At 72.9% G+C, this 2,570-nt stretch carries 2 protein-coding genes; both read right to left on the minus strand.

The window, feature by feature from the left end:
• Positions 1 to 497: 497 nt before the first annotated feature.
• Entirely contained in the window at positions 498 to 1,916 is a 1,419-nt protein-coding gene (locus tag AB0J58_RS44620) for a rhamnulokinase family protein (protein ID WP_364227843.1), read from the minus strand.
• Positions 1,917 to 1,936: 20 nt separating this feature from the next.
• The coding region (locus tag AB0J58_RS44625; RefSeq protein WP_364227846.1) for a substrate-binding domain-containing protein at positions 1,937 to 2,570 on the minus strand (634 nt) is incomplete at its 5' end.

Consider the following 2,570-nt stretch of genomic DNA (forward strand, 5'->3'; position numbering starts at 1 on the left):
TATTCACCCGCCCCCCCCCTATAAAAACCCCAAACAAAAACCACTCTTCCCCCCCCCCCCGAACTCCCGATCTGGCGCGCCCGTTAAAAAATAACCGCCCCGCGAGCCCTGGGGGCTCGCGGGACGCGATGTCTTGGTGCCGATGTGGCGGTCGCCTCCTCGGCGAGAGGCACAACACGGCTCCAGCCGAACGGTATTCCGTGAAGGCGGTAATTTGCGGCCCGGGGGACACAAACCACATCGGCACGATCACTCTAACGGACGTCCGCCGGTGGTTATTCCGCTTCTCCCGTCACCGGCGTGTCAGACATGGCCGGTGGCCTCCGGCCACTCGCGGCTCACGGCGGGAATCGGGCGGCCCCCGCCGCGCGATGTCCCGGCCCGCGACGTGCGGTCTCATCCGCCGGGAGCGGCGTGCGAGGAGAAGGTTCAAGGCGCGGGTGTGCTCTTTCGGCGGCCGGCCGCGGGGATCGGCCGACGCGGCGCCACAGGAAGGCTCAGCAGTCGGCCAGCCGGGCCTGCGCGCGGGCCCATGGCTCGTCGTCCCCTTCGGGGAGGTAGGTGACCAACCGCTCGCTCTGCCGCACCAGGGCGCGGATATCGGAGACCACCCCTTGGGCGCGGGCCTGGACCAGGGCGTTGCCGAGGGCGGCGGCCTCCACCGGCCCGGCGACCACGGGCAGGCCGGTCGCGTTGGCGGTCATCCGGCAGAGCAGCGCGTTGCGGGCGCCGCCGCCGACCACGTGCACGACCTCCACCTCCCGGCCGCTGAGGCGTACGGCGTCGCGAAGCGTGCGCCGGTAGGCCAGGGCCAGGCTCTCCAGCACGCACCGTACGGTTTGCGCCTGTCCCCGCGGGGGCCGCTGGCCGGTCCGCTCGCAGTAGGTCGCGATCCGGGCCGGCATGTCGCCGGGGGGCATGAAGACCGGATCGTCCGGGTCGACCACCGCCTGGAACGGGTCGGCCTGCGCGGCGGCGTCGAGCAGGCCGGCCACGTCGGTCTCGCCCCAGGCGCGCATGCACTCCTGCAGGATCCACAGGCCCATCACGTTGCGCAGGTACCGGACGGTGCCGTCGAGGCCGCCCTCGTTGGTGAAGTTGGCCAGACGGCTCTCCTCGGTCAGGACGGGCTCGGGGAGTTCGAGCCCGACCAGCGACCAGGTGCCGGAGGAGATGTAGGCGAACCGTTCGGTGCTCGCGGGTACCGCCGCCACCGCGGAGGCGGTGTCGTGCGAGGCGACCGTGGTGATCGGGATGGAGTCAGGCAGCCCGGTCTCCGCCGCCACCTCGGCCAGCAGCGTCCCGGCGGGCGCTCCGGGGTGCCGCAGCTCCGGTAGCAGCCCGGCAGGCAGACCCAGTCGCTCCGCCAGCCCTCGTGCCCAGTCGCCGGTCCGCACGTCGTACAGGCCGGTGGTGGAGGCGTTGGTGACCTCCGCGCCGACGGAACCGGTCAGCCAGCGGGTCAGCAGGTCCGGGATCATCAGCAGCGTCTCGGCGCGGCCGAGATCCGGTTCGGCGAGCAGCTGGTAGACGGTGTTGAACGGCAGGAACTGCAACCCGCCGACCTGGTAGAGGGTGTCGGCTCCCAGCTCGGCGACGACCCGCTCCATGATCCCGTTGGTCCGCCCGTCGCGGTAGTGCACCGGATTGCCGATGAGCCGTCCCGCGCCGTCGAGCAGCCCGTAGTCGACGGCCCAGGAGTCGATGCCGATCGAGTCGACCGGCCCGGCCTTGCGAAGCCCGTCGAGCACCCCTCGATAGAGGGCGAGGATGTCCCAGTGCAGGGTGCCGTCGACCCGGACCGGGCGGTTGGCGAAGCGGTGCGCCTCGGTCAGGCCGATCCGCTCGCCTTCGATCCGCGCCGTCATCACCCGGCCGCTGGAGGCTCCCAGGTCGACCGCCGCGTAAACGCTCATCTGTCACTCACCACTCGTGGTCAGGTGGCCGCCGCCGTCCCGTCCGCCTCTCGGCCGGTGGACTCGCGGGCGACCAGTTCGGGCTGGAACATGATCTGCCGGTGGGCGTGCTCGCCGGGGTTGCCGCACTCGTCCAGCAGCAGTTCGGTGGCGATCCGCCCGAGTTCGTAGGTGGGCTGACGGATCGAGCTCAGCGACACCGCCGAGGCCACCGCGAAGTCGATGTCGTCGTAGCCGATCAGGGCCACGTCACCGGGCACGCCGACCCCGGCCTGGTGCAGGCCGCGCAGTACACCGAGGGCGAGCATGTCGTTGGCGCAGAAGATCGCCTCGGGCAGCCGCCGGGAGCGGACCAGCCGCTCCGCCGCCTGCTGGCCCGCCCGCGCGGTCATCGCGGGCATCTCCACCGTCTCCAGCGCGGTCGCCGGGGCGAGACCCGCGGCGGCGAGAGCCAGCTCCGCGCCCCGTCTGCGGTCCGCGCACTGCCGGATGGTCAGCGGGCCGGTGATGTGGTGGATGCTCCGCGCGCCGCGCTCCAGCAGGTGGCGGGGGGGCGGCCGGGCCCCCCCCCCCCCCCGGCCCCCCCCCCCCCCCACGGCGGGGCGGGACGCCCCGGGGGGGAGCACCACCCCCCCACAAACGCCCCCGCGCCCC

Source organism: Streptosporangium sp. NPDC049644 (genome assembly GCF_040675205.1).
In the GTDB taxonomy this organism is placed as follows: Bacteria; Actinomycetota; Actinomycetes; order Streptosporangiales; family Streptosporangiaceae; genus Streptosporangium; species Streptosporangium fukuiense.

Excerpts from the sequence above, each read along its gene's own strand:
- AB0J58_RS44620 (WP_364227843.1), bottom strand. The coding sequence starts at position 1,916 with ATGAGCGTTTACGCGGCGGTCGACCTGGGAGCCTCCAGCGGCCGGGTG.